Annotated in this window: 2 protein-coding genes; both read left to right on the forward strand. The window is 69.4% G+C overall.

The window, feature by feature from the left end; genetic code table 11:
* The coding region (locus M2283_RS51310) for a non-ribosomal peptide synthetase (RefSeq protein ID WP_280883535.1) at positions 1–3,258 on the forward strand (3,258 nt) is incomplete at its 5' end.
* Positions 3,255–4,868: condensation domain-containing protein (locus M2283_RS51315; RefSeq protein WP_280883536.1), on the forward strand; the 1,614-nt coding region annotated here is incomplete at its 3' end. The genes M2283_RS51310 and M2283_RS51315, both read left to right, overlap by 4 nt.

Consider the following 4,868-nt stretch of genomic DNA (forward strand, 5'->3'; position numbering starts at 1 on the left):
GACATGCTCCCCCTGGTCGAGTTGGACGAGGCCGAGATCGCACACCTCACCGCGCAGCTCCCGGGTGGCGCGGCCAACATCGCCGACGTCTATCCGCTCGCCCCTCTCCAGGAAGGCATCTTCTTCCATCACCTGATGGCTGGTCAGGACAGCGGTGATGTCTATGTGTTGCCGATCGTGCTCGGGCTCGACTCGCGGGAGCGGCTGGACGCGTTCCTGGGTGCGTTGCAGAGCGTGGTGGCCCGGCACGACATCTACCGCACCGCGATCGTGTGGGAAGGGTTGCGCGAGCCCGTCCAAGTCGTGCTCCGGGAAGTGGAGTTGCCCGTCGAGCAGCTTGTCCTCGACCCTCAAGGCGGAGATGCCGTAAAGCAGCTGCTGGAACTCGGTGGTCGGTGGATGGACTTGGGCAGCGCCCCGCTGATCCGGGTGCATGTCGCCCCCGAGCCGGGCAGTGGGCGGTGGCTGTGCCTGATCCGTATCCATCAAGCGGTGCGGGACCACACGAGCCAGGAAGCTCTGCTGAGGGAGCTCGGTGCCTTCTTGTCCGGGCGGGGCGAGTCCCTGCCGGAGCCGCTGCCGTTCCGCGACTTCGTGGCGCAGGCCCGGCTGGGGGTGCCGAGGGAGGAGCACGAGCGGTACTTCGCCGAACTGCTCGCAGACGTCGAGGAGACCACGGCGCCGTACGGACTCGTGGACGTGCACGGTGACGGCAGGCGCACGGAACGGGCGAAGCTGTCCGTGGACGGCGAACTCGCCGATCAGGTCCGGGGGATGGCGCGGCAGCTCGGAGTCAGCGCGGCCACCGTGTTCCACCTGGCCTGGGCGCGTGTACTGGCCGCGGTCAGCGGTCGGGACGACGTGGTGTTCGGCACCGTACTGTTCGGCCGAATGCATGCCGGAGCCGGCTCCGACCGGGTGCAAGGTCCCTTCATCAACACGCTCCCGGTGCGCGTGCGTGTGGGCTCGGCGGGTGTGGGCGAGGCACTGTTCGCTCTGCGGGACCAGCTCGCGGAGCTGCTGGTGCACGAGCACGCGCCGCTGGCACTGGCGCAGCAGGCCGCCCAAGTACCCGGCGGCAGCCCGCTGTTCACCTCCCTCTTCAACTACCGGCACAACCAAGCCGCCGCACAGGCCGCCACCCGTGTGTCGGGATGGGGCGTCAGCACAGGCCTCGACGGAGTGAGCGCACTGCTCACCCGCGAACGCACCAACTATCCAGTCGCTGCCGCAGTGGACGACTTGGGCACCGGGTTCGGGCTGACCATCGACGCGGTGGCCCCGGTCGACGCGGAGGCGATGTGCACCATGCTGCACACCTGCCTGGGCAACCTCGTGGCCGCACTGGAGGGCGACCCAGGGGCCGGGCTCGGCGCAGTGGACGTACTGCACACGGGTGAACTTCGCCGGATGCTGAGCGAGTGGAACGGCACGGACGCGCTGGTCACCGCCGAGACGGCTGCCCAGCTGTTCGAGGCCCAGGTGGCGCGCACTCCCGACGCGGTCGCCATCGTGTCCGGGACGACCGAGATGTCGTACGAGGAACTCGACACCCGTGCCGCGCGGCTGGCGAACCACCTGCGGGACCGAGGGGTGGGTGCTGAGTCCGTCGTGGGGCTGTGCCTGCCGCGTGGCGCCGACCTGGTGGCAGCGATACTCGCCGTGTGGAAGGCGGGGGCGGCCTACGTACCGCTGGATCCTGAATATCCGTCCGAGCGGCTGGAGTTCATGCTCGCCGACAGCGGTGCGAGTGTTGTTGTCGGCTTGGGTCGTCTGACAAGTGGCCTTTGCGCACCGGGGCTTTCGCGGCTCGACCTCGACGACCCGGACACGATGGCCGAGTTGGACGCCACGCCGGCGACCGCTCCGGAAGGCGTCACGCTGCCCGCGCAGATGGCGTACGTGATCTACACGTCGGGCTCGACAGGTCGCCCCAAGGGCGTGGCGGTGTCGCATGCGGGACTGGCCGCCCTGGTGGTGGCGCAGTCGGAACGGTTCGCCGTGGACGGGTCCAGCCGACTGCTGCAGTTCGCGTCGACAAGCTTCGACGCGGCGGTGTCGGAGGTGCTGGTGGCGCTGGCGTCCGGCGCCACGCTGGTGGTGGCCGGGACGGAAGACCTGTTGCCTGGACCGGCGTTGGCGGAGATCGCCGCGCGCCACGAGGTGAGCCATGTGACACTGCCGCCGGCCGTGCTGGCCGTGCTGTCGCCGGAGGACTTCCCGTCGGTGTCCACGCTGGTCTCCGCGGGTGAGGCCCTCGGCAGTGACCTGGTCGCGCGGTGGGCGCCGGGTCGGCGGTTCATCAACGCGTACGGGCCGACGGAGACGACCGTGTGCGCCACGATGTCCGACCCCTTGGGCGCGGAGGACGCCCCAGGCATCGGCGGACCGATCGTCAACGTGCGCGCGTTCGTACTGGACGAACGTCTCACTCCCGTACCGGTGGGTGTGGCGGGCGAGTTGTATGTCGCGGGTTCGAATCTGGCGCGTGGCTATGTCGGCCACGCGGAACTGACGGCCGAACGGTTCGTGGCGTGCCCGTACGCCGCCGGCGAGCGGATGTACCGGACGGGCGACAGGGCGCGGTGGACCGAGGACGGCCAACTCGTGTTCTCCGGCCGGGCGGACGAGCAGGCGAAGATCCGCGGATACCGCGTGGAGCCGGGCGAGATACAGGCTGTACTAGCCGCCCACCCCGCGTTGGCCCAGGCCGTGGTCGTCGTCCGCGAGGACACCCCCGGCGACGAACGGCTTGTCGCCTACGTCGTCCCCGCCGCCGATCGGGACATCGTGGACGACCCCACGCTCCCGGACCTCGTGCGCGCCCACGCCGCGCAGAGCCTGCCGCAGCACATGGTGCCCTCGGCAGTGGTGGTGCTCGACACGTTGCCGCTCACGGTCAACGGAAAGCTGGACCGCGCGACCCTCGTCGCCCCCGACATCGCCGCCGCGGCAGGCAGCGGTCGGGAACCGGCCACGGAACAGGAACGGATCCTCTGCGAGGCCTTCGCCCGCGTACTGCGTCTGCCCGTGGTCGGCGTCGACGACGACTTCTTCGCACTCGGCGGCCACTCACTGCTCGCCACCCGCCTGGTGAGCCGCATACGCACGGCGCTGGACGTGGAACTGCCCATCAGGACGGTCTTCAGCACCCCGACCCCGGCCGGACTCGCCAACTGGCTGGCAGATCAAGGCCCTCAGCAAGAGAAGGCCAGGCCAGTACTGCGGCCGATGCGCAAGCAGGAGGAGTCCGCATGATCCCGCTCTCGTTCGCGCAACGCCGACTGTGGTTCCTGACGAAGCTGGAGGGGCCGAGCGCGATCTACAACACCCCTATGGCGCTCCGACTGACCGGAGACCTGAACCGGCAGGCACTCGAAGCCGCGCTCAGGGATGTAGTCGGACGTCACGAGGTGCTGCGCACCGTGTTCGAGGAGATCGACGGCGAACCGTACCAGCGGATCCTGCCGGTCGAAGAGACCGGGTTCGAGCTGAACGTCGTACAGGTCTCGTCCGATGACCTGGCCGCGGCCGTCGCGGAGTCGGCGGAGCACCGCTTCGACCTGGCCACCGAAATCCCGTTCCGCGCCTGGCTGTTCGCCGAGGGCCCGGCGGAACACGTTCTGATGGTGACGGCCCATCACATCGCCGGCGACGGTTGGTCGGTGGGACCTCTGGCGCGTGACCTCGCGGTCGCGTACGAGGCGCGGATCGAGGAACGGGCCCCGGAGTGGGAACCGTTGCCGGTGCAGTACGCGGACTACGCGCTCTGGCAACGGGAGTTGCTCGGGAACGATGGCGCCGAGACCAGGGTGCTGGTCGAGCAGGTCGAGTACTGGCGCAAGGCCCTCGCGGGCGCCCCCGAGGAACTGGAACTGCCGACCGATCGGCCGCGCCCGGTCGTGCGTACGCACCAGGGACACCGCATCCCGCTGGACCTACCGACCGAGACGCACGAGCAGTTGGTGGCACTGGCGCGTGAACGTGGCGTGACCCTGTTCATGCTGCTCCAGGCCCTCCTCGCGGTGACACTGAACCGCGTCGGCGCCGGCACGGACATCCCGATCGGCTCAGTCGTCGCCGGACGCACGGACGAAGCGCTGGACGACCTGGTCGGCTTCTTCGTCAACACACTGGTGATCCGGACCGATCTGTCGGGCGACCCCACCCTCGATGAGGTACTGGCCCGGGTCCGGGAGGCGGGCCTCGGAGCGTACGCCCATCAGGACGTGCCGTTCGAGCGGCTGGTGGAGGAACTCGCGCCGGCCCGCACGCTCGCCCGGCACCCCCTCTTCCAGGTCATGCTGACGCTGCAGAACACCAGGTCGGTGGAGTTGGGCCTGAGCGGTCTCGAGGTCGAGGCGCTGACCGCCGGAGTGCAGGCGTCGAAGTTCGACCTGGAGGTGTCGGTGGGGGAGAAGTTCGACGCGCAGGGCGCGCCGGCCGGTCTGCGGGGTGTGTTGGTCGCGTCGGCGGATCTGTTCGACGTCGAGTCGGTTGAGCGGATCGCGGGTCGGCTACGGCGTGTTGTTGAGCAGCTGGTTGCCGCGCCGGGGGCGCGGTTGTCGGCTGTCGGCATCCTGGACGAGGGTGAGCGTCGGCGGGTTTTGGTGGAGTGGAACGACACGGCGGGTGTGGTGCCGGATGTTTTGGTGCCGGAGCAGTTCGCCCGGCGTGCGGCGGCTGATCCTGGTGCTGTTGCGGTGGTGTTCGAGGGTGTGGAGGTGTCGTACGGGGACTTGGACGTCCGGGCCAATCGGCTGGCGCATGTCCTGCGTGCACACAGTGTGGGACCTGAGTCGGTGGTGGGGTTGTGCCTGCCGCGGGGTGTGGACATGGTCGCGGCCATTCTGGGTGTGTGGAAGGCG

Origin of the sequence: Streptomyces pseudovenezuelae (genome assembly GCF_029892565.1) — a bacterium.
GTDB classification, from domain to species: domain Bacteria; phylum Actinomycetota; class Actinomycetes; order Streptomycetales; family Streptomycetaceae; genus Streptomyces; species Streptomyces pseudovenezuelae_A.